Raw genomic sequence first — 21,828 nt, 5'->3', positions numbered from 1 at the left:
CAAGGACTGACCTCTCCATATGACCAGCACCCTTTCGACCCCGCTGTACAGCCAGTATGACGACAACGCGCCCCAGGTGGCCGTCAACGACATCGGCTCCGAGGCGGACTTCCTGGCCGCGATCGACCTGACCATCAAGTACTTCAACGATGGTGACATCGTCGACGGCACCATCGTGAAGGTCGACCGGGACGAGGTCCTCCTCGACATCGGTTACAAGACCGAGGGCGTCATCCCCTCGCGCGAGCTCTCGATCAAGCACGACGTCGACCCGTCCGAGGTCGTCTCGGTCGGCGACAAGGTCGAGGCCCTGGTCCTCCAGAAGGAGGACAAGGAAGGCCGCCTGATCCTGTCCAAGAAGCGCGCCCAGTACGAGCGCGCCTGGGGCACGATCGAGGAGATCAAGGAAGCCGACGGCGTCGTCGAGGGCACGGTCATCGAGGTCGTCAAGGGCGGCCTCATCATCGACATCGGCCTCCGCGGCTTCCTCCCGGCCTCGCTGGTGGAGATGCGCCGGGTGCGCGACCTGCAGCCGTACGTCGGTCAGACCCTCGAGGCGAAGATCATCGAGCTCGACAAGAACCGCAACAACGTGGTCCTGTCGCGCCGTGCCTGGCTCGAGCAGACCCAGTCCGAGGTTCGCCACGGCTTCCTCACCCAGCTCCAGAAGGGCCAGATCCGCAAGGGCGTCGTGTCCTCGATCGTCAACTTCGGTGCGTTCGTGGACCTCGGCGGCGTCGACGGTCTCGTCCACGTCTCCGAGCTGTCCTGGAAGCACATCGACCACCCGTCCGAGGTGGTCACCGTCGGTGACGAGGTCACCGTCGAGGTGCTCGACGTCGACATGGACCGCGAGCGGGTCTCGCTGTCGCTCAAGGCGACGCAGGAGGACCCCTGGCAGCACTTCGCCCGGACCCACCAGATCGGTCAGATCGTGCCCGGCAAGGTCACGAAGCTCGTCCCGTTCGGCAGCTTTGTCAGGGTCGAGGAGGGCATCGAGGGCCTGGTCCACATCTCCGAGCTGGCCGAGCGCCACGTCGAGATCCCGGAGCAGGTCGTCCAGGTCAACGACGACGTCATGGTCAAGATCATCGACATCGACCTCGAGCGTCGTCGGATCTCGCTGTCGCTGAAGCAGGCCAACGAGACCACGGCCGCGACCGACGTCGAGGAGTTCGACCCGACCCTCTACGGCATGCCGGCGACCTACGACGAGCAGGGCAACTACGTCTACCCCGACGGCTTCGACCCGGAGACCGGCGAGTGGCTCGAGGGCTACGAGGAGCAGCGTGGCGTCTGGGAGGACCAGTACGCCAAGGCGCACGCCCGCTGGGAGGCGCACGTCAAGCAGCAGGCCGACGCCAAGCAGGCCGAGATCGAGGCCGGCGAGGCGACGTCGTACTCCTCGGGTGGTGCAGTCGACGAGCACACCGAGGACACCGGCGGTTCGCTGGCGTCCGACGAGGCGCTCCAGGCGCTCCGCGAGAAGCTGACCGGCGGGGGCAACTGACCCGAACGCACGACGGCCCGGACACCCATCAGGGTGTCCGGGCCTTCGGCTTTTTTGCTGCTAGCGGAGGGCGGAAGGGGGCGTGAAGGTCGGGTCGGACCGGCGGGATCCGGGAGGCGGCAGCTGGCCGCGGTCGTCGCGCACGATGGCGTCCAACGTGGCTGCGACGCCGGCCACGATGACGAGGATGATGAGGAGAGTGGTCATGGCAGAAAGTCTGCTCTTTGCGAGATCCTGCCACCAGTGGCAGATATGCCGTCGTACGTTGATTTTCTGCCATGTGGGTGCAACCATGGCCGAATGCTGACCAACGTGGCGGTTCTGGCCTACGAGGGCGTGGCCCCGTTCGAGCTCGGCGTGCTGTGCGAGGCCTTCGGCCTCGACCGCACCGAGCACGGCGTGCCGAGGCTCGAGTTCGCCGTCTGCGCCGAGTCGCGTGCGCCGATCCCGACGTCGATGGGCTTCTCCCTGATGGTCGAGGAAGGCCTGGAGCGAGTGCGGGACGCCGACCTGGTTGCGGTCCCGGCACTGCCGCGCGGCAAGGCCGCTCCCGAGCCGGTCCTCGACGCCATCCGCGAGGCCTACGACCGTGGCGCGCGGATCCTCTCGGTCTGCAGCGGGGCGTTCACCCTGGGGGCCGCCGGCCTGCTCGACGACCGCGAGTGCACGACGCACTGGATGTACACCCAGGAGCTCCAGCGCCGCTTCCCGCGGGCGAAGGTCGTGCCCGAGGTGCTGTACGTCGACACCGGCCAGGTCGTGACCAGCGCCGGCACCGCCGCCGGCCTCGACGCCTGCCTGCACATCTGGCGGCAGGAGTACGGCGCAGCCGTCGCGAGCATGGTCGCCCGGCGCGCCGTCGTACCTCCGCACCGGGACGGTGGCCAGGCGCAGTACATCGCCCGCGCTGTGCCCGACTGCGACGCCGACACGCTGCGGCCGCTGCTGACCTGGATCCTCGAGAACCTCGCCGAGGAGCACAGCGTCGACTCGCTCGCGAAGCGCTCGCTGATGTCGCCGCGCACGTTCGCCCGGCGGTTCCGCGACGAGACCGGCACCACGCCCCACAGCTGGGTGACCGCGCAGCGCGTGGCTGCGGCGGAGGAGCTGCTCGAGACGACCGAGCAGCCCGTCGAGTGGATCGCCACCGAGGTCGGCTTCGGCAACGCCGCCGCGCTCCGTCACCACTTCCAGCGGGTCCGTGGAGTCAGCCCGAAGCAGTACCGGCGGACCTTCTGCCCGGCGCCGTCGGCCGCCACCGCCTGACGACGAGGGTTCAGCAGTCTCCTCCCGCAGTCTCCTTTAGGCCAAACGGACCAGGAAGAAAGGGCCCAACGGCCGGTCCGCGCCGTGGTGTTGCCGCCTTAGCCTGCGGTGATACCTCGGGGGGAGGGGACGGCGGTGCGCGCAGGGCGGTGTGCGCGAGCAATGCTCGCGATCGTGGTGGCAGGGGTGCTCGCGATGCCGGGACTCGGTCCGGTCGCGGCGCCGGCTGCCGCCGCCGACGAGGCCGACCCGGTCCGGATCCTGCTCTTCGGTGACTCGATCACGCAGGGGAGCACCGGTGACTGGACCTGGCGGTACCGGCTGTGGCGTGACCTCACCGACGCGGGCATCTCCGTCGACTTCGTCGGCCCCCGCCGTGACCTGCTGACCTATACGCCGCCCGCCTTCGGCAGCCTGCACTACAAGGACCCCGCGTTCGACATCGACCATGCGGCGGCGTGGGGCAAGCGGCTCACCGGCAAGGGCTTCAGCGTGAGCGACGTGACCGAGACCTACCAGCCGGACGTCGTCGTCGGGCTGATCGGGTTCAACGACCTGCGGTACGGCGTCACGCCCACCGCTCTCGGCGAGAAGTGGCGCGCCGAGATCGCTCTCAGCCGCGACGCCGCCCCCGGCGTCGACGTCCTCCTCGTCCCGCTGCCGCACATCGGAGTCGTCGGTGTCCGGGCCTACAACGACGAGCTGGCCGTCGTGGCCGCCGAGATGGACAGCCCGGACCAACGTGTGGTGCTGGCGCCCCGCGCGGACTTCGGGAGCCTCGACGTCTATGACTGGGTGCATCCCAGCGCTTCGGGAGAGCGGAAGCTGGCGGCGGTGGTCGAGGACGGGCTGGCGGTGCTCGGGGTCAGCGGCGGTGCGCGGATGCTCGAGCTCCAGGACCCGGTCCTTGCCGAGCGTTGGGCGCCGTCGCCGACAGCCGGCGCGATCGGGACCGAGATCACGGTCCGGTGGCCCGCTGTCGACTACGCGTCGAGCCAGCGCGTGCGGGTGGCCGACCTGACCACCGGTGTGGTCCGCACCGTGAGGGGCGTCCTCGGCACGTCGTACGTGATGACCGGCGAGCCGGGGCACGCGTACCGGTTCCGGCTCTACCCGGTGAAGGGCTACCTCCCGACCGGGGCCGTGTCCACGGCGGCCCGGGTCACGATCAACTGACCGCCGGGACCCCGGCGCCGTCCGCGCGGCTGCCCTGAGCCGTTTCGCTGCGCGCGGCGCCCGGATGGAGCACCATCGTCGTGGGGAGGCTGGGAAGAAACGGAACCGGTCATGGGGACCCTTCGCATTTTCCGTCTCGGGGTCGTCATCCTGCTCGCCTGGCTGGTCGGCGCACCCGCCGGCGTCTCGACCGCCGGTGTCGCTGCCAGCAGCGCGGCGACCACCACCTGGTCCGTCGAGCTGCGCACGCTGGAGGACGGCCGGACGTACTACATCGACGCGCCGTCCTGTGCGCCTGCTGACGCGACCGAGTGCGTCGCGTTCCTGGGCCGTGCCCGCGAGGTGGTCGTGTGGTTCCACGGGGCGGGTGGCCACGAGGACCTCGACACCGCGACGCGATGGCTGACGTCGCTCCACAGCTGGGGCCGCGACACCCTGTTCGTGTTCGCGACGAGCAAGGGCGGCACCCGGGTCTTCGACGCGGGTGTCTGCTGCACGCGAGCGCCCGTCGACGACGTGGGCTACCTGGTGCGGGTCATCGACGACGTCGCGTCCCGGTGGTCGGTGGACCGAAGCCGGGTCGGCGCCGCCGGCTTCTCCAACGGGGGCATCATGGCCGAGCGGCTGGCCTGCGAGCGTCCCGACGTCGTCGTTGCCGCCAGCTCCCTCGCCGGCACGTTCGCCGGCACCTGCGACCTCGCCACGACCCACATCGCACAGTGGCACGGTGCGCTCGACAAGCCGGTGCCTCTCAACGGCGGCACCACCTGGGTCGTCGGTGCCGAGCGGACGTTCCCGCCCGCGGCGTCGCTCGGTCAGCGGATGCTCAGCGGGTCGACCTTCGCGCTGCGGGTGCGTCCGGGCGTGGGCCACGGACTGCCGTGGGCGGACTACCGGGAGTCGGTGCGGTGGCTGCTCGTCACGATCCGGGCGGGGTGACCGCCTCGGCGGTGAGCTCGGTGCGTCGTACCTTCCCGGTGAGGGTGCGGGGCAGGACGTCGCGGAAGACGTAGGACTTCGGCCGCTTCGGTGGTGCCAGGTGGCTGCGGGCGTACGACGCCAGCTCGTCCTCGTCGACCTCGCCCACGACCGCGGCGCAGACCCGCTGCCCCCACTCCGGGTCCGGCACGCCGTAGACGGCGACGTCGTCGACGCCCGGGCACTCGCCGAGCACCTGCTCGACCTCGGCGGGGTAGACGTTGACCCCGCCGCTGATGATGAGGTCCTCGCGCCGGCCGTCGAGGTAGACGTAGCCGTCGTCGTCGATCCGGCCGTGGTCGCCGACGGTGAAGGCGGGGCCGTCGTCGGTCTCGCGCCAGGCCGCGGCGGTCTTCTCGGGGTCGCCGTAGTAGGTGAAGCGCGCGTGGTCGGGAACGACGCACCAGAGGGTCCCGTCGGGATCCGCGGTCAGCCGGCGGCCGGGTCGCGCCCGGCCGACGGTGCCCGGTCGTTCCCGCCACTCCTCGCTGCGACACGCGGTGAACTGGCCCTCGGTCGAGCCGTAGAACTCCCAGGTCGACCCGGGTGGGAACAGCTCGATCAGTCGCCGCTTGACGTCGGTGGGGCAGGGCGCACCGGCGTGGGCAACCAGCCGGAAGCAGGTCAGGTCGGGGACGCTCGCCCCGGAATCCAGCAGAGCGTCCCAGTGCGCGAAGAGTCTCTGCAGGTGGGTCGGCACGCAGAACATCGTGGTCGGCCGGTCCCGCTCGATCGCCGCCGTCACCGCCTCCGGGTCGAAGGGCCCCGGGATCACGACCCGCCCGCCGGCGAGCAGCGTGCCCATCGCGAACCGGAGCGGGGCGGAGTGGTAGAGCGGGCTCAGCACCAGGTTGACGTCGTCGGAGCGGAAGCCCCACAGCTCGCGTTCCTCGTCGACCAGGGCAGCCGCCGCCGCATCGTCGAGGAGGCCCGACCACACACCCTTCGGCGTACCGGTGGTGCCGCTGGTGCAGTGCATCGGCCGGCCCCGCGGGACGCCGGCCTCGGGCAGGGTCGCGGCGAGCTCGGCGAGATCCTGCTCGTCGTCGACGAACAGGGTCGGGTCGAGGCCGGACAGGATGCGCTCGCGCTCCGCCGTGGTGAGCCGGGGGTCGAGCGGGATCGGGAAGACCCCGCCGGTGAGCAGTCGGAGCACGACGTCGAGGTAGGCGTGCGACCCGGGCACCAGCAGCGCCACCCGGTCGCCCTCGGACAGTGCGCGGTTCGCCACGGGATCACAGTAGGGTCCGGATGTGCGGATCGGACTGACCGGGGGCATCGCCTCGGGCAAGAGCGCGGTCTCGGGCATCCTGCGGGACCTCGGCGCGGTGGTGATCGATGCCGACCTCCTCGCGCGCGAGGTGGTCGCGAAGGGCACGCCCGGGCTGGAGCGGGTCGTCGACGCCTTCGGCTCGGAGGTGCTCACCGAGGACGGTGAGATGGACCGCGCCAAGGTGGGTGCGATCGTCTTCTCCGACGAGGCTCAGCGGCGCGTGCTCGAGTCGATCGTGCACCCGCTGGTGTTCGAGCGGATCGTCGCGCTCGAGGAGGCGGCGACCGAGGCGGACCTCGTCGTGCACGACATCCCGCTGCTCGCGGAGTCCGGTCGGGCCGCCACGTTCGACGCCGTGATCGTGGTCGACGCCCCGCCCGAGGTCCAGGTCGAGCGGATGGTCCGTGACCGCGGCTGGACCCACGAGGAGGCTGAGGCGCGGATCGCCGCCCAGGCGAGCCGCGAGGACCGCCGGGCGATCGCGACGCACGTCATCGACAACACCGGGACGCTCGACGACCTCCGCCAACGGGTGGCGGAGGTCGTCGCAGAGCTCAGGTCGTCGGGGGCCTAGGCAGCCAGGTCCGGGTCTCCGAGGCGGCGCAGCTTCTGGAGGGCCTCGCGCTCGAGCTGGCGGACCCGCTCGGCGGAGATGCCGTGCTTGGCGCCGATGTCGGCCAGCTTGTGCTGGCGGCCGTCCACCAGGCCGTAGCGGGAGCGGATGATGTCGGCGGCGCGCTCGTCGAGCTGGCCGACCAGGCTGTTGAGCCGGTCGCGGGCCTCGGTGTCGAGCACCGTGAGGTCCGGGCCGGGGGCGGTCTCCTGCGCCATCAGGTCACCGAGCGAGGTGTCGCCGTCCTCGTCGACGGGGGTGTCGAGGCTGATGTGCTCGCGGCCCCACGACATCAGGTCGAGGACGCGGTCGAGGTCCATGCCGAGCTCCGCGGCGATCTCGGTGGGGTCGGGGTCCCGGCCGAGCTGACGCTCCAGGGTGCGACGGGCGCCGCCGACCTGGTTGAGCTCCTCGACGACGTGCACGGGGAGGCGCACGACGCGCGCCTGCTGGGCGATGCCACGGGTGATGGCCTGCCGGACCCACCAGGTCGCGTAGGTCGAGAACTTGTAGCCCTTGGCGTAGTCGAACTTCTCGACGGCGCGGATCAGGCCGGTGTTGCCCTCCTGGATCAGGTCGAGCATCGGCATCTGGGCACGGCCGTACTTGCGGGCGATCGAGACCACCAGGCGCAGGTTGGCGTTGATGAACTCGGTGATCGCCTTCTGGCCCTCCTCGGCGAGCCACTCCAGCTCCTCCTGCGTGGCGCGCTTGGGGGCACCGCCCTTGGCCCGGGCGATCCGGCCCTGGTCCAGCAGGTGCTGGGCGAAGAGACCGGCCTCGATGGTCTTGGCGAGCTCCACCTCACGGGCGGCGTCGAGCAACGGGGTGCGCGCGATCTCGTCGAGGTACAGGCCGACGCTGTCGCGTCCCTCGATCTCGCGGCCCCTGCTCCTGGTTGCCACTGCTGCCATCGCGACCCTCCTTCACGTACCTGGCGCGCGGAACGCCGGTACTTCGTCTCCAACGCACTGCCGCCGTGCGGTGTTCCCTTGCGGGCGCCCGGAGAAGTGCTCTCGACTGATCAGACGTCCCAGAAGGCCGGAGAGTTGCCGCCGGAACCAACTCTCAGGGACTTCTCAGGGCAGCGCTCCGGGTTCAGGAGGGGTACCCACGCCTGCCAGCCCCATCCGGTCGAGGATCCAGGCCAGGGTGAAGGCCCGGTCGTGCCAGGCCCGGTAGCGGCCGGAGACACCGCCGTGGCCGGCCGCCATCTCGGTCCGGAGGAGTACGTCGGCGCGCGCCGCTGTCGCTCGCAGGCGGGCCACCCACTTCGCGGGCTCGACGTAGAGCACCCGGGTGTCGTTGAGGGAGGTCTCGGCCAGGATCGGCGGGTAGGGCAGGTCGGCGACGTTCTCGTACGGCGCGTACGACGCGATCAGGTCGTAGGCGGCCGGGTCTGCCTCCGGGTTGCCCCACTCGTCGTACTCGGTGACCGTGAGCGGCAGGCTGGCGTCGAGCATGGAGGTGAGGGCGTCGACGAACGGCACCCCCGCGACGATGCCGCCGAACGCGTCCGGCGCCTGGTTGGCGACCGCGCCGGTCAGCAGCCCACCCGCGCTCGCGCCCTCGGCGATGAGGACGTCCGGCGTGGTCCAGCCGGTCGCGACCAGGTGCCGCGCACACGCGACGAAGTCGTCGAAGGTGTGCTGCTTGTGCGCGAGCTTGCCGTCGTCGTACCAGTGCCGGCCGAGCTCGCCGCCGCCACGGACGTGCGCGATCGCGAAGCCGGCCCCGCGATCGAGGAGGGAGAGGCGACCGACCGAGAAGTACGGGTCGATCGACATCTCGTAGGCGCCGTAGCCGTAGAGCAGGATCGGGACCGGCTGAGCGTCACCGGCGTCGCCAGGGACCCGGGCGTCCTTCCGGACCACGAGCGAGATCGGGACCCGGACGCCGTCCGGCGCGGTCGCCCACAGCCGGTGCTCGGCGTAGTCGGCGGGCTCGTAGCCACCGAGGACCGGCGCCTGCTTGAGCAGGGTGCGCTCGCGGGTGCGGACATCGAGGTCGTAGACCGAGGACGGCTGGATCATGCTGGTCATGCCGACGCGGACCGTCGGCTGGTCGAAGGACGGGTTGCTGCCGGCGCCGGAGGTCGCGAGCTCGCCCGGGAACTCGACCAGCCAGTCGTCGGCGACCGGTTGCTCCGGGTCGGAGCCGAGCTCGAGGATGCGCACCCGCGGCAGGCCGTCGCTGCGCTGCTGGACGACGAGGTGGGTCGCGTAGGCGTCCACGTCCTCGAGCCGTACGGCGGTGTCGTGCGCCAGGAGCGGGACCCAGTCCGCGCGCGGGGTCGGCCGCGGGGGAGCGGTGGCGAGCTCGAACTCGGGGCCACTGGCGTTGTGGAGCACCAGGAAGGTGTCCTCGCCGCCGATGACGGCGTGGTCCAGGGAGTACTCGACCCCCTCCTCCCGGTCGGCGAAGCACCACGGCTCAGCGGTCGGGTCGTCGGCGTCGAGGACGTGGTACTCCGAGGTGTTCCTGGCCGAGGCGGCGATGACGATGTAGCGCCGGCTGCGGGTGCGGCCGACGCCGACCCAGTACCGGCCGTCGGGCTCGTGGAAGACCAGCTCGTCGGCGGACTGGTCGGTGCCGAGCCGGTGCCGCCACACCCGGTCGGGTCGCCAGGTCTCGTCGATGGTCGAGTAGTAGAAGTGGTCCGGCGTCGCGCCCCAGGTGACGCCGCCGAGGACGCCCGTCAGCTCGTCCGGCAGCAGGTCGCCGGTGGTCAGGTCCTTGACCCGCACGGTGTAGCGCTCGTCGCCCACCAGGTCGGTCGCGTAGGCGAGGAGCCGGTCGTCGGGGCTGATCGAGGAGCCGCCGAGCGAGAAGAACTCATGGCCCTCGGCGAGCTCGTCGAGGTCCAGCAGCCGCTCCTCGCCGGGCAGCGCGGGCTCGTCGGGCCGCGCGGCCTCGGCCGGCCGCGGGGGAGCCCAGTCGGTGGGGTCGGAGACCGGCACCCGGCAGCTGGCGCCGTACTGCCGGCCCTCGAAGGAGCGTCCGTAGTACCAGTACCCGCGGACCCGGGTGGGCACCGACAGGTCGGTCTCGAGGGTCCGGGCCTTGATCTCGTCGAAGATCTGCTGCCGGAGGTCGGCGAGGTGGGCGGTGCGGGCCTGGGTGTGGTTGTTCTCGGCCTCGAGGTAGGCGATCACCTCGGGATCGTCCTTGGCCCGGAGCCAGTCGTACTCGTCGGTCCGGGTGCGGCCGTGGTGGGTGGTGGTGACCGGCCGTCGGGCGGCGATCGGAGCCGCCGCTATCGGCGTCGGCGAAGGGGACTCTGCAGGCACGTCGGTCACCGTATCCGGCGGTCCACGATCCACAGGCACCGGTGGAAACCTGTGGAGTCAGCGGTGTTCCTGTGGAGGAATCCGTGCTTTGCTGTGGAGGAGCCTGTGGGACTCGAAGAATGTGGAACTTCTTCGGAGAAAGGCCTTGTGCTGGAGTTCCGGCGCAGCGTAGAACTCTCCCTACCGAACCGGATCGCAAGGCCTTCGGGCCAGGCGAGAAGGATCGGGGAGTCGGACGGAAGTCCTCTCCTACTCGCGGGGCAACCTGCGGGCGTCGGCCCCGGTGGCGGGTCTGACGGAGAGGGTGGAAGCTCGACTCGATCGGAGCCACCGCAGCCGGTCAAGCCGAGGGCCTCCTGATGCTCATACCATCAAGAGGCCCTCACCCTTTTTTCGCGGCCTCCGAGCGCGTCGGCCGACCGCGACGAGACCTATGGTCCCGTTCGCGGCAGCGCCCGGCAACGCTCAGTCCGTGACGACTGGGTTAATTCGGGACAGGGCCGGGTCGTCCACCGCGAACGTGCGGACCGGGCCGGGCGGCGTCTCCGCGGTCTCGAACCGCACCGTCACCACGCCCTTGCCGGCACCCCAGACCCAGCCGCGGCCGTGCTCGTCGTGCACCACGTCGTTCCCGGGACGGAAGCCGCCGGACGGGTCCGGCGGCGGTGGTACGGCGGTCGCCGCCCGGTCCAGCGGCGTTGCCGACCCCTCGGAGGCCGCCTCCGGGTCGGGGTCGTCCTCGGCGGCGAACAGCTCGTCCTGGACCCAGTCGGCGAGCCCGGAGACACCTACGCCGAGGAGCCGGACCCCTCCGGAGGTGTCGAGGTCCTCGAGCAGCCGACGTGCCTGGCGCCCGATCACGGCTTCGTCGTCGGTGGGCGAGGCGAGGGTCGTCGACCGGCTGAGGGTGGTGAAGTCGTAGAGCCTGACCTTGATGGTGACCGTGCGGCCGGACAGGCCGCTCTTGCGCAGCCGCCGTGCCACGTCGGTTGCCTGACGGGTCAGCAGGCTCTCCATCAGCTTGCGGTCGGTCAGGTCCTGCTCGTAGGTGCCTTCGACACTGACCGACTTCGTCTCCCGCTCCGCCTCGACCGGTCGGTCGTCCCGGGCGAAGGCCAGCTGGTGGAGTCCGTGCCCGTGCGCCTTGCCCAGCATCCGCACGAGCTCGTCCTCGCTGATCTGCTGGAGGTCCGCGATCGTGTGGACGCCGACCCGGCGCAGCCGCTCGACCGTCGCCGGGCCGACGCCGGGGACGACCGAGACGTGCATCGGGCGGAGCAGCTCGAGCTCCGTCCCGGGGGGCACCACGACCAGACCGTCGGGCTTCTCCAGGTCGCTGGCCACCTTGGCCACGAACTTCGAGCTGGCCACGCCCACCGAGGCGGTCAGGCCGCCGGTGACGTCGTGGACCCGGTCGCGCAGCTGCTCGGCGAACACCGTCACGGTGTCGATCTCCAGGTCGGGGAGATCGGCCCGCGCCAGGTCGACGAACGCCTCGTCCAGCGAGAGCGGCTCGACGAGCGGGGAGCAGGACCGCAGCAGCCCCATCACCGCGGCGCTGGTGGCGCGGTAGGCCTCGAACCGCCCCGAGAGGTAGGCGGCATGGGGACACCGCGCGCGGGCCTCGCGGGTCGACATCGCGGAGCGGACGCCGTACGCCCGGGCCTCGTAGGAGGCCGTGGCCACCACGCCGCGGCCGCTGACGCCCCCGACCACGACCGGCTTGCCGCGCAGGGACGGCTTGTCGCGCTGCTCGACCGCGGCGAAGAACGCGTCGAGGTCCAGGTGGAGGACCGAAGCCTGGGCGCGCACGGGTGAACCCTAGGCAATCAGGTGGGGACGAGCCGCCTACCGTCCCGGACGGTCACCGCGACACGCGCCGTCCACAGGCGCCGGGCAGCGGCATCGCCAAGGTCGGAGCGGTCGCCGAGCGTGGAGCCATGACCTCGCCCCTGCCGGACCCCGCACCCGATCCCAGGCTGACCTTCCGGGTCCGGTGCCCGGACGACCTGATCGCCCTCGCCCCGCTCGTCATCGGGTTCCACCCTGCCGACTCGGTCGTCATGCTGGCCAGTGACGGTGACCGGCCGTTCCACGCCCGCGTCGACCTGCCGCCGCGTGCGGCGCCGCTCGAGGAGGTCGCCGACCTCGCCGAGATGCTGCTCGCGCCGGCCCGGCGCGACGGCATCCGGGCGTTGGCGTTCGTGTTCTTCAGCGACGACGAGCATGCGGTCCGGCGGGTGTGGTCGGCCCTCCGCCGCGGCACCGACGAGGCGAGGATCAAGGTCCAGGACGTCCTCCGTGTCGACGGCCGCCGTTACTACCCGCTGCTGGCGGGGGCCCGGCTCCGCGAGATCGGCGTCGCGTACGACGTGTCGTCCCACCCGTTCCTGGCCCAGGCGGTCCTGCACGGCCTGGTCGTGGAGAAGGACCGGGCGGCGCTCGTCGCCAGCCTGGTCCCCGACCAGGCCGCGCAGCGGGAGGTCGAGACGGCCCTGGTCCACGCCGCCCTGAGCGATCGCGACCCGCCCCGCACCGGAGCCGACCGTCGGCGCTGGGGCGAGTGGGTGCGGGTCCTGGTGGGGCGTCACGTCGAGGCCCGCACCCGGGCGTCCGCCAACGAGGTCGGCCGGATCGCCTGGGCCGTCCAGGACCTGCGGGTGCGCGACGCGGCGTGGGGGCTGATCGCGCGGTCCGGCGCGCGGGCGCACCAGGAGTTCTGGCTCGACGTCGCGCGCCGGGTCCCCGAGGCCTTGGTCCCTGCCCCGGCTGCGCTCGTCGGCTGGGCCGCGTGGCAGGCGGGCAACGGTGCCCTGGCGTGGATCGCGGTCGACCGCTGCCGCGAGGTCGCACCGGGCTACGGAATGGCCGCGATCCTGGCGGAATGTCTCGAGCGGGCGGTGCCGCCGGACTCCCTCGAGAGCGAGCTCGCGTGGGACGAGGGGTTGCCAGCCTGACCCAAGTCGAGAAAGTGTCGCCCCATGGGCGAGGAGGTCGATGCGCAGGAGTTCACCGGTGCTGACCGGACACGGCACCGCGAGAAGGTCCGGCGGTGTCTCGACGTGTTCGAGCGGATGCTGAGGGAGTCGGCGTTCGACACCGACGACCCGATGACCGGGCTCGAGGTCGAGCTCAACCTCGTCGACGACGCCGGCGACCCGGCGCTCCGCAACGCCGAGGCGCTCGAGGCGATCGCCAACCCGGACTTCCAGACCGAGCTCGGGCAGTTCAACATCGAGATGAACTCGCCGCCCGTGACCTTGCGCGACGAAGGCCTCACCGGGTTCGAGGAAGGGCTGCGGCGCAGCCTCAACGAGGCCGAGCGGCGGTCGTCGGAGGTCGGCGCGCACCTGGTGATGATCGGGATCCTGCCGACGCTCGACGCCGCCCACCTGTCGATCGACGCGATCAGCAGCAACCCGCGCTACCGCCTGCTGAGCGAGCAGGTCCTGCGCGCGCGAGGCGAGGACATCAGCATCGACATCGGCGGTGTCGACGTGCTGCGGACGACAGCCGACTCGGTCCTGCCGGAGGCCGCGTGCACGAGCACCCAGCTCCACGTGCAGACGACCCCCGAGCGGTTCGCCGCCTACTGGAACGCCTCGCAGGCGATCGCCGCGGTCCAGCTGGCACTCGCCGCGAACTCGCCGTACCTCCTCGGCAAGCAGCTGTGGAGGGAGACCCGGGTCCCGCTGTTCGAGCAGGCGACCGACACCCGCAGCGACGAGCTGAAGGCGCAGGGAGTCCGGCCCCGGGTGTGGTTCGGCGAGGGCTGGATCACCTCGGTGTTCGACCTCTTCGAGGAGAACGTCCGCTACTTCCCGGCGCTGCTGCCGGTCACCGACGACGAGGACCCGTTGACCGTCCTCGAGGCCGGCGGTACGCCGAACCTGTCCGAGCTGCGACTCCACAACGGCACGATCTGGCGCTGGAACCGCCCGGTCTACGACATCGCCGGCGGGCGACCGCACCTCCGGGTCGAGAACCGCGTGCTCCCGGCCGGACCGACGGTCGTCGACACGGTGGCGAACGCGGCGTTCTACTTCGGGGTGGTCCGCACGCTCGCCGAGAGCGAGCGACCGCTGTGGTCCCAGATGTCCTTCAGCGCGGCGGAGGAGAACTTCCACGTGGCGGCCCGTGACGGCGTCGACGCCGAGATCTACTGGCCGGGCGTCGGCCGCGTGCGCGCGACCGAGCTGGTGCTGCGCCGGCTGCTGCCGATGGCCTACGACGGGCTCGCCGCCTGGGGCGTCGAACGGTCCGAGGCCGAGCAGTACCTCGGGATCATCGAGGGCCGCTGCCTGGGCGGCACCAACGGGGCGGAGTGGTTCGTCCGCCAGATGGCCGAACGCGAGGACATGGACCGGTACGACGCGCTCCGCGCCGTCCTCGCCGGCTATCGGGAGGGCATGCACGCCAACGTGCCGGTCCACACCTGGTAGCGCCCTATCGCGAGCGGATGCGTTTCCACGTCCGCTGCACCCCGGTCCGCGGGTCGTGCCAGCTGCGCCGGGTGACGATCACCAGTCCCAGGGCGAGCTCCAGCTCGCCGCCGGCCGCGTGCACGGCAGCCGACCAGGCACCGTCGACGTCGTGAGCGGTGGTGTCGCCGCGCCGCGTGAGCCACAGCAACGGGACCACGCCCTTCTCGAGTGCGGGCCGCATCATCGCCTCGACGATGTCGGTGCGCAGGCCGTGGTCGAGGGGGTCCTCGATCTCGAACCGTCGGGACCGGATGCCGGGCACGCCGACGTGGAGTGCCGGCGAGAACGTCTTGCGATGCTCGTCGCGCGCGTGGTCGAGCACGGCCCGTCGCAGCAGCTGCTGCACCGTCCGGTCCACGGGCTCCCGCAGCCCGCCCGCGCCGTCGTACCCCATGCGCGGCAGCCTGCCTGATCCGACGGCAGGCCGGGCCGGTCCTCCACAGGGCGAGGTTCGCCGAAGCGGTTCCGGATCCCTGGTGGCGAGCAGTAGCCTCCGAACAGGGGTGGGAACCCTCGAGGCGGGACAATCGGATGAGCAGGCTGGTCGCGGGTGTCATCGGCGTCGTCGCGGCGAGTGTCCTCGCTGCCTGTGGCTCGGACGACGCGGCCGAGCCGCCGGAGGACCGGGGCGAGCTCACGATCTACTCGAGCCTGCCGCTGCAGGGCGACTCCAAGCCGCAGTCCGAGGACATCGTGCGTGCCTTCGAGCTGGCGCTGGAGGAGCGCGAGGGCCGTGCGGGCGGCTACGACATCAACTACGTCTCGCTCGACGACGCCGACCCCGAGCTGGGCTTCTGGACCCCGGAGCTGGCCGCCGCCAACGCGTGGCAGGCAGGGAAGGACCCGACCACGATCGCCTACCTGGGGGACTTCAACTCGGGTGCGTCCGCGGCCTCGGTCCCGATCCTCAACAACGCCGGCATCCTGCAGGTGTCGCCGAGCAACACCTACCTCGGGCTGACTCGAGCTGCCGAGCCTGAAGAGCCCGACGTGTACTACCCGTCGGGCGAGCGGACCTATGCCCGCGTGGTGCCGGCCGACCACGTGCAGGCGGGGGCGCTGGTCGCCGAGATGACGACCCGGGAGTGCACCGACGTGTTCATCGTGCACCACGACGAGATCTACGGTCTGGGACTGGCCGACGCGGTCGAGGCCAGTGCCGCCGAGGCCGGCATCGACATCCTGGGGAGGACCAGCCTCGGGGCCCGCACGTCCGACGAGGTCGTGGCGGCAGAGCCGGACTGCCTCCTCTTCGCCGGCCTCACCCAGGACGGTGCGACGGAGATCGCCAACGACCTCGGCCAGGCCCTGCCGGAGCTCCGGATGTTCTTCCCGGACGGCTGCGCCGAGCTCGCGTTCGCCGAGGCGATCGACGAGGAGATCCAGGTCCGGGTCTTCATCACCAACCCGACTCTCGACAAGCTTTCCTATCCGGAGGCGGGCCAGCGCTTCTACCGGGACTTCAGCGAGCTGCACGGGCGCGATCCCGAGCCATTCGCGATCTACGGCTACGAGGCGATGAGCCTGGTCCTCGACGCCATCGACCGCGCCGGGGACGCCGCGGCCGCGGACGAGTCCGGCCGGGCCGCCGTCGTGGACGCGGTCTTCGCGACCACGGACCGGGAGTCGGTGCTCGGGACCTACAGCATCGACGCGTACGGCGACACCACGCTGACGGCGTACGGCGGCTATGCCGTGGTCGAGGGCGAGATCGCCTTCGACCACGTCATCGAGCCGGCCGTCATCGAGCCGACCACCGGGCCTGAGATCACCGATCCGCCGGATCCGCCCACGGAGTCGGCGGTGCCGGAGGAGTCGGAGGAACCGGGCGCGGTCAGCCCGATCGAGGGCACCTGGAAGGGTGGTGAGGTCACCGAGGACATGGTCGCCGCCGAGTGGGGCCGCCGAGCCGCGCGTTTCGTGTTCGAGGCCAACGACGCCGAGGAGCACCTGGCCAGCACACTCGAGCTCCACGGCAGCACCTGGCAGGCGCTCGTGAGCGTCGACGGCGGCCCCGAGCAGCCAGCGCAGGGAGGCACCTTCTCGGTCGAGGGCGACCGGATCTTCTTCGAGGAGACCGGATACGCCTCCTACGAGTACCGCTACTCGCTCGAGGGCGAGACGTTGCGGATCACGCTGGTCCGGAGCGACGCCGAGCCGGCAGCGCCCGGCATCCCCGACGACGTGTTCCAGTACGCCCACATCGAGGCGGCGCCGTTCGAGAAGGTCGGGTGACCGCCCGCCTCAGCCGCGCAGGGTCGCATTGAGTCGGGCGGCCTGGCGGGTCAGGTGGTCCCGCTCGGCGAGGTTGGCGGCCGCGGCTGCGGCGTCGGCGTAGAGGCGCGCGGCCGTCGCCGGGTCGCCGTCGCGTTCGTGGAGGTACGCCGAGACGGCGGTGTAGCGGGGGAGCGCACTGTCGAGCCGGGCCAGTGCAGCCAGGCCGGCGCGCGCCCCGTCGGCCTCGCCGATCGCGACCGCCCGGTTGAGGCGGGCGATGGGGCTGTCGGTGATCCGCACGAGCTCGTCGTACCACTCCACGATCTGGACCCAGTCGGTCTCGTCCGCGGTCTGGGCGTCGGCATGGAGGGCCGCGATGGCCGCCTGCGCCTGGAACTCGCCGAGCTGGTCGCGGGCGAGCGCCTGTTGCAGGATCTCGACGCCCTCGGCGATGAGGCGGGTGTCCCACCGGCTGCGATCCTGCTCGGCGAGCGGCACCAGGCTCCCGTCGGCGCGGGTCCGGGCGGGCCGGCGGGCATGGTGCAGGAGCATCAGCGCCAGCAGGCCGGAGACCTCGGGGTGGTCGATCCGCGTCGCGAGCTCCCGGGTGATCCGGATGGCCTCGGCGGCCAGGTCGATGTCTCCGGAGTAGCCCTCGTTGAAGACCAGGTAGAGCACGCGGACGACCGTGGCGACGTCGCCCGTCTGGTCGAACCGGACGTTCGCGACGGTGCGCTTGGCCCGGCTGATCCGCTGTCCCATCGTCGCCTCGGGCACCAGGTAGGCGTCGGCGATCTGCCGGGTGGTCAGGCCCCCGACGGCGCGCAGGGTCAGGGCGACAGCGGAGGCCGGGGTCAGCGACGGGTGGGCGCAGAGGAAGTAGAGCTGCAGGGTGTCGTCGGCCGCAGCGCCCGCACCCGGCGCAGGCTCGGCTTCCACGCGCTCCTCGCGGCGGCGCCGCGACGCGTCGGCCCGCGTGGCGTCGATGAACTTCCGCCACGCGACCTTGACCAGCCAGGGCTTCGGGTCACGGGGCGGGTCGTCCGGCCACACCCGCAGCGCCTCGAGCAGGCTCTCCTGCACGGCGTCCTCGGCCGCCGCGAAGTCTGCTCCGCGGCGGACGAGGATGCCGATGACGGCAGGGGTGAGGGACCGCAGCAGGGTGTCGTCCACGACTGGGTCCGCCACGGTCACTCCGTCACGGTGGGCGGCTCTGCCATGAACGGCCGGAGCTCGAGCCACTCGTGGATCGGCTTGCCCCCCGCGCCCGGGGCGGCCGACAGCTCGCCGGCCAGCTCGAGCGCCCGGTCGTAGCTGTCGACGTCGATCACCATCCAGCCGGCGATCAGGTCCTTGGTCTCCGCGAACGGACCGTCGGTGACCGGCGGCCGTCCCTCCCCGTCGTACCGGACAAAGGTGCCCTCGGGCGAGAGTGCCTGCCCGTCGACGTACTCCCCGGTGCTCTCGAGGCGGGTCGCGAAGTCGCGCATGTACTGCATGTGGTCCGAGATCTCCTCGGGGGTCCACTGGTCCATCGGGATGTTGTTGACCGCGTCCGGGGCGCCTCGGTAGTGCTTCAGCAGCAGGTACTTGGCCATCGTGTCTCTCCTTGGTGTCGTAGGGCCCATTCTGGCCGTCCTCGGGAAGGAGACGGAGCGGGGACGCGGGTCTCGACATCTCTTCCGGAAATACTTTCCTGGGCCGACCAACTAGGGTGCTGACCATGGCGACCGTGGTGACCGGGTACGTCCCGAAGCCGGAGGGCGACGCCGCCCTGCTGGCCGGGATCGACGAGGCGCAGCGCCGTGACGCACGGTTGGTGGTGGTCCACAGCCTCCCCGACCACGATCCGGAGCCGCCGTACGTCGCCGAGGTCCGGGCCGCGCTCGTGGAGTCGGGCCTGGAGCACGACCTGCGGGTGCTCGAGCGCGGGCACGACGCCTCCGACGAGCTGGTCGACGTCGCCGAGGAGGTCGGTGCCGACCTGATCGTGATCGGGCTGCGGCGCCGCTCGCCGGTCGGCAAGCTGATCCTCGGCTCCAACGCACAGCGGGTCCTGCTCGACGCGCCGTGCCCGGTGCTGACGGTCAAGCCGCGCACGGGGCGGCATTGAGCGCCGGCTCCCTCGTCGGCCCGCTGGTCGGCGTCGACGAGGCTGCCGGGCTGCTGCTCGGCTCGGCGTCGTTCCTCGACGTCCGCTACCGGATGGGTGGCGGGCCCGCGGGGCCGGAGGAGTACGCCGCCGGGCACGTGCCGGGCGCGTCGTACGTCGACATGGACACTGCCCTGGCCGCCCCAGCGGGTGCCGGTGGCCGGCACCCGTTGCCGGAGACCGCGGTCTTCGAGGCGGCGATGCGGGCCGCGGGCGTGTCGGCCGACCGCCCGGTGGTCGTCTACGACGACTGGGCCGGTCACGCGGCCGCCCGCTGCTGGTGGCTGCTCCGGTTCCACGGCCACGAAGACGTGCGGGTGCTCGACGGCGGCTGGTCGGCGTGGACCGCGGCCGGGCAGCCGGTCGAGACCGGCGCCGGCCCGGTCGTCGAGCCGGGGACGTTCGTCGCGGCACCGGGCGCGATGCCGGTCGTCACGGCCGACGAAGCCCGGTGGGTCGGGGTGCTCATCGATGCGCGGGCCGCGGTGCGCTTCCGTGGCGAGACCGAGCCGATCGACCCGGTGGCGGGCCGCATCCCGGGCGCCGTCAACGTGCCGACGGCGCTGAACCTCACCGACGACGGGACGTTCCGGTCCGCGGGTGAGCTCCGTGAGCTCTACGCCGCGGTCGGGGCGACCGCCGGGGCATCCGTCGCGGCGTACTGCGGCTCCGGCGTCACGGCCGCCCACGACGTGCTGGCGCTCGAGGTCGCCGGCGTCACCGCCGCGCTCTACCCGGGCAGCTGGAGCGAGTGGATCACCGACCCGAGCCGCCCGGTCGAGACCGGCTGAGCTGCTACCAGTGGACGCCGGGGAACAGCCGGGCCATCAGAATCTGCTCGGACTCCCGGCCGCCTTCGGTCTCGGCCACGGCCGGAGGTACGGCGGCGACGGCCGGCTCGGCCTCCGACGGTCCTGCCTTGGCCTTGGCCGCCGCGCTGTCGGGGAACACCTGGTAGGCGAGGTTGAGGATCCGGAACGCCGCCTTGGGGGCGAACGTGTGCGCGACCGCGCCCGCGTTGCCGGCGAAGGTGTTGATCTCGTGCGGCTTCTCCACCATCGCCTTGATCACCAGGTCGGCGGCCTGGGCGGGGGAGAGGGTCGGGAACTTGTCGTACATCTTGGTCGGCGCGATCATCGGCGTCCGCACCAGCGGCATGTGGATGTTGGTGAACGAGATCCCGTGGCCGACGACCTCGGAGGCCACCACGTTGCTCCAGGCGTCCAGCGCGGCCTTCGAGGCGACGTACGCCGAGAACCGCGGCGGGTTGGTCTGCACGCCGATCGAGGAGATGTTCACGATGTGGCCGGACTTCTGCTGGTGGAGCTTCGGCATCAGGCCGATGATCAGCCGGATCGCGCCGAAGTAGTTGAGCTGCATGGTGCGCTCGAAGTCGTGGAACCGGTCGTGCGAGAGCCGTAGCGAGCGCCGGATCGACCGGCCGGCGTTGTTGACGAGGAAGTCGACCGACGGCAGCTCGGTCGACAGCCGTGCGCAGAGGTCGTCGATGGCCCGCAGGTCGGACAGGTCGCACGGGAACGCGTAGGCCTGCCCGCCACGGAGCTCGATGAACGCCTTCGTCTCCTCGAGCTTGTCCTTGCCGCGGGCGACGAGCACGGGGATGCCGCCGGCTTGGGCGACCTTGAGCGCGGTCACCTTGCCGATACCGGAGGAGGCGCCGGTGATGACGACGTGCTTGCCCTTGAGCGCCGACCGGGTGCGCTTGTCGCGGCCGGTGGTGTCGTCGAGGTTCTCCTCCCAGTAGCCCCACAGGGTGCGGGCGTAGGACTCGAGGTCGGGGACCGCGATCCCGCTGCCGGCCAGCGCCTTCTCCGTCGCCTTCGAGTCGAAGACGGAGGGGAACGACGTGTGGCCGACGACCTCGGCCGGGATGCCGAGCCGACCGAGCGTCTGGTCGAGCAGGAGGTGCGCCGGAGCGGTGCGGACCACGGCGCTGAACAGGCTGCTCGGTCGCAGCGCCCGGGGCAGGAGCCCGGTGGCGCCCGCGGTCACGTTGCGGTCGATCGGGGTGGCGAACCGGGGTGCGCCGGCGGCGGAGCAGAACGAGTTGATCATGTCGACCACCGGCTGCGGCTCGGGGTTGACCAGGTGGAACGCCTCGCCGTCGCGGTCGGGCAGGTGCGCGAGGTGGTCCATCGCCTTGGCGACGTAGTCGACGGGCACCAGGTTGGTGTCGCCGAGGTCGACGCCGACGAGCGGGAGCCAGGACGGCAGGTTGTCGCGCATCCGCTTGATGAGCGGGAAGAAGTAGTAGGGGCCGTCGATCTTGTCCATCGCGCCCGTCTGGGAGTCACCGACGACGATGGCCGGGCGGTATACGCGCCACGAGATGGTCGACTCCTCGCGGACGATCTTCTCCGACTCGTACTTCGTCCGGTGGTACGGCGACGGCAGCGGCTGGCCCTCGTCGAACATCGTCTCGTCGAAGCGACCGTGGTAGTCGCCGGCGGCGGCGACCGACGACACCTGGTGGAAGCAGCCGGCCTGGAGCCCGTCGGCCAGCTCGAGCGCGTAGCGGGTGCCCTGGACGTTCATCGCGTCGTTGGTCGCATCGTCGGCGGTCATGTCGTAGATCGCCGCGAGGTGGAAGAAGTGGTCGATCTTGCCGGCGTGCTCGGCGACCCACTCCGGGTCGACGCCGAGGCCGGGCTGACCGAGGTCACCGACGACAGGGACGACCCGGGAGGACCCCGAGCCGTGCGTCCACTGCTGGATCATCGTCTCCAGCCGGGGGAGGGACGACGCGCGACAGAGCACGAAGACCGGCCCATCGCGGTGGTCGACCAGCTCGCTGACGAGGAAACGACCGATGAAGCCGGTGGCTCCGGTCACGAAGTAAGCCATGCGG

Annotated in this window: 19 protein-coding genes; 10 read left to right on the top strand and 9 right to left on the bottom strand. The window is 71.5% G+C overall.

The window, feature by feature from the left end; translation table 11 throughout:
• Positions 1-19 precede the first annotated feature (19 nt).
• Positions 20-1,510 carry a 30S ribosomal protein S1 gene (rpsA, locus tag D0Z08_RS20690; RefSeq protein WP_118927165.1) on the top strand — a complete coding sequence of 497 codons (1,491 nt, stop codon included), beginning with the start codon at positions 20-22 and terminating at the stop codon, positions 1,508-1,510.
• A gap of 60 nt (positions 1,511-1,570) precedes the next feature.
• Here the strand turns inward: rpsA and D0Z08_RS32270 are convergent, their stop codons facing one another.
• Positions 1,571-1,717 (bottom strand): hypothetical protein, encoded by a 147-nt coding sequence (locus D0Z08_RS32270; protein ID WP_182481410.1) that lies wholly within the window; start codon positions 1,715-1,717, stop codon positions 1,571-1,573.
• A 93-nt stretch (positions 1,718-1,810) separates the two neighbouring features.
• Here D0Z08_RS32270 and D0Z08_RS20685 point away from each other — a divergent pair, with 93 nt between their 5' ends.
• The 3 genes from D0Z08_RS20685 (at position 1,811) to D0Z08_RS20675 (ending at position 4,891) form a co-directional block, all read left to right on the top strand.
• Positions 1,811-2,776: a GlxA family transcriptional regulator gene (locus D0Z08_RS20685; RefSeq protein ID WP_118927164.1), complete on the top strand. Its 966-nt coding sequence runs from the start codon at positions 1,811-1,813 to the stop codon at positions 2,774-2,776.
• 162 nt (positions 2,777-2,938) lie between these two features.
• Positions 2,939-3,952, top strand: coding sequence for a GDSL-type esterase/lipase family protein (locus D0Z08_RS20680; protein ID WP_118927163.1), 1,014 nt, complete (start codon positions 2,939-2,941; stop codon positions 3,950-3,952).
• A 111-nt stretch (positions 3,953-4,063) separates the two neighbouring features.
• Positions 4,064-4,891 carry a CE1 family esterase gene (locus D0Z08_RS20675; protein WP_118927162.1) on the top strand — a complete coding sequence of 276 codons (828 nt, stop codon included), beginning with the start codon at positions 4,064-4,066 and terminating at the stop codon, positions 4,889-4,891.
• Here the strand turns inward: D0Z08_RS20675 and D0Z08_RS20670 are convergent.
• Positions 4,872-6,161, bottom strand: a complete 1,290-nt coding sequence (locus tag D0Z08_RS20670; protein WP_245994227.1) for a class I adenylate-forming enzyme family protein — start codon at positions 6,159-6,161, stop codon at positions 4,872-4,874. The genes D0Z08_RS20675 and D0Z08_RS20670 overlap by 20 nt on opposite strands.
• Positions 6,162-6,183: 22 nt before the next feature.
• Between D0Z08_RS20670 and coaE the strand changes: the two genes are divergently transcribed.
• Positions 6,184-6,777, top strand: a complete 594-nt coding sequence (gene coaE, locus D0Z08_RS20665; protein ID WP_118927255.1) for a dephospho-CoA kinase — start codon at positions 6,184-6,186, stop codon at positions 6,775-6,777.
• Here the strand turns inward: coaE and D0Z08_RS20660 are convergent.
• The 3 genes from D0Z08_RS20660 to D0Z08_RS20650 form a co-directional block, all read right to left on the bottom strand.
• The gene (locus D0Z08_RS20660) at positions 6,774-7,730 is read right to left on the bottom strand and encodes a sigma-70 family RNA polymerase sigma factor (RefSeq protein ID WP_118927161.1); all 957 of its coding nucleotides are present in this window, start codon (positions 7,728-7,730) and stop codon (positions 6,774-6,776) included. The two genes, coaE and D0Z08_RS20660, sit on opposite strands and share 4 nt — an antisense overlap.
• A 165-nt stretch (positions 7,731-7,895) precedes the next feature.
• Positions 7,896-10,106: a S9 family peptidase gene (locus D0Z08_RS20655; RefSeq protein WP_245994225.1), complete on the bottom strand. Its 2,211-nt coding sequence runs from the start codon at positions 10,104-10,106 to the stop codon at positions 7,896-7,898.
• A 465-nt stretch (positions 10,107-10,571) separates the two neighbouring features.
• Positions 10,572-11,918 carry a DNA polymerase IV gene (locus D0Z08_RS20650; protein WP_118927160.1) on the bottom strand — a complete coding sequence of 449 codons (1,347 nt, stop codon included), beginning with the start codon at positions 11,916-11,918 and terminating at the stop codon, positions 10,572-10,574.
• A 128-nt stretch (positions 11,919-12,046) separates the two neighbouring features.
• Here D0Z08_RS20650 and D0Z08_RS20645 point away from each other — a divergent pair, with 128 nt between their 5' ends.
• Both D0Z08_RS20645 and D0Z08_RS20640 read left to right on the top strand, forming a co-directional pair.
• Entirely contained in the window at positions 12,047-13,063 is a 1,017-nt protein-coding gene (locus D0Z08_RS20645; RefSeq protein ID WP_118927159.1) for a DUF4192 domain-containing protein, read from the top strand.
• A 24-nt stretch (positions 13,064-13,087) separates the two neighbouring features.
• Positions 13,088-14,548, top strand: a complete 1,461-nt coding sequence (locus D0Z08_RS20640) for a glutamate-cysteine ligase family protein (RefSeq protein ID WP_118927158.1) — start codon at positions 13,088-13,090, stop codon at positions 14,546-14,548.
• Between the two features lie 4 nt (positions 14,549-14,552).
• Here D0Z08_RS20640 and D0Z08_RS20635 read toward each other — a convergent pair whose 3' ends face one another.
• Positions 14,553-14,984 carry a hypothetical protein gene (locus tag D0Z08_RS20635; RefSeq protein ID WP_118927157.1) on the bottom strand — a complete coding sequence of 144 codons (432 nt, stop codon included), beginning with the start codon at positions 14,982-14,984 and terminating at the stop codon, positions 14,553-14,555.
• Between the two features lie 137 nt (positions 14,985-15,121).
• On the opposite strand from D0Z08_RS20635, the gene D0Z08_RS20630 reads away from it, so the two are divergent.
• Positions 15,122-16,825 (top strand): branched-chain amino acid ABC transporter substrate-binding protein, encoded by a 1,704-nt coding sequence (locus D0Z08_RS20630; RefSeq protein ID WP_118927156.1) that lies wholly within the window; start codon positions 15,122-15,124, stop codon positions 16,823-16,825.
• A 9-nt stretch (positions 16,826-16,834) separates the two neighbouring features.
• On the opposite strand, the gene D0Z08_RS20625 is transcribed toward D0Z08_RS20630, so the two are convergent.
• Complete coding sequence (locus D0Z08_RS20625) at positions 16,835-17,995, bottom strand: RNA polymerase sigma factor (RefSeq protein WP_245994224.1); 1,161 nt, start codon at positions 17,993-17,995, stop codon at positions 16,835-16,837.
• 2 nt (positions 17,996-17,997) lie between these two features.
• On the bottom strand, positions 17,998-18,405 hold the full coding sequence (locus D0Z08_RS20620; RefSeq protein ID WP_118927155.1) for a YciI family protein: 408 nt from the start codon (positions 18,403-18,405) through the stop codon (positions 17,998-18,000).
• Between the two features lie 125 nt (positions 18,406-18,530).
• On the opposite strand from D0Z08_RS20620, the gene D0Z08_RS20615 reads away from it, so the two are divergent.
• Both D0Z08_RS20615 and D0Z08_RS20610 read left to right on the top strand, forming a co-directional pair.
• Positions 18,531-18,920 carry a universal stress protein gene (locus D0Z08_RS20615; protein ID WP_118927252.1) on the top strand — a complete coding sequence of 130 codons (390 nt, stop codon included), beginning with the start codon at positions 18,531-18,533 and terminating at the stop codon, positions 18,918-18,920.
• The gene (locus tag D0Z08_RS20610) at positions 18,917-19,750 is read left to right on the top strand and encodes a sulfurtransferase (protein ID WP_245994222.1); all 834 of its coding nucleotides are present in this window, start codon (positions 18,917-18,919) and stop codon (positions 19,748-19,750) included. Before D0Z08_RS20615 ends, D0Z08_RS20610 begins: the two co-directional genes overlap by 4 nt.
• 4 nt (positions 19,751-19,754) lie before the next feature.
• Here the strand turns inward: D0Z08_RS20610 and D0Z08_RS20605 are convergent, their stop codons facing one another.
• Complete coding sequence (locus D0Z08_RS20605; RefSeq protein WP_118927154.1) at positions 19,755-21,824, bottom strand: SDR family oxidoreductase; 2,070 nt, start codon at positions 21,822-21,824, stop codon at positions 19,755-19,757.
• Positions 21,825-21,828 lie beyond the last annotated feature (4 nt).

The organism is Nocardioides immobilis (genome assembly GCF_003515065.1).
Classification (GTDB): Bacteria; Actinomycetota; Actinomycetes; order Propionibacteriales; family Nocardioidaceae; genus Nocardioides; species Nocardioides immobilis.
This window is presented reverse-complemented; position numbering and strand designations above follow the sequence as displayed.